The sequence below is a fragment of the Pseudomonas sp. AC229 genome (assembly GCF_979254655.1).
On sequence record NZ_CEEDHK010000103.1, the window covers coordinates 1 to 235 of the forward strand.

A 235-nucleotide genomic window follows, 5' to 3' on the forward strand; every position below is an offset into this window, starting at 1 on the left:
GTGCAACCACAGGCGATCGCGGGCGCGGGTGAGCGCCACATAGGCCCGACGCAGTTGCTCGGCGAACACTTCTTCGCGGGCGCGCTGCAGGTTGCTGTCGAGGTGTTCGCTGCCCATGTCGAGCATCGGCTGGCCGTGCTCGTCGTGGCAGGTGGCGCTGTCTTTGTGCGGCCCCAGCAGCCGGCCATTCCACAGATACGGGCAGAACACCAACGGGTATTCCAGCCCTTTACTG

1 protein-coding gene is annotated in these 235 nt (G+C 65.5%); it reads right to left on the reverse strand.

Annotated elements, in window-relative coordinates; all coding sequences use genetic code 11:
• Nucleotides 1–235 (reverse strand): 3'-5' exonuclease (locus AC0IW7_RS25035; protein WP_471821559.1); only part of this gene is annotated, 235 nt, incomplete at both ends.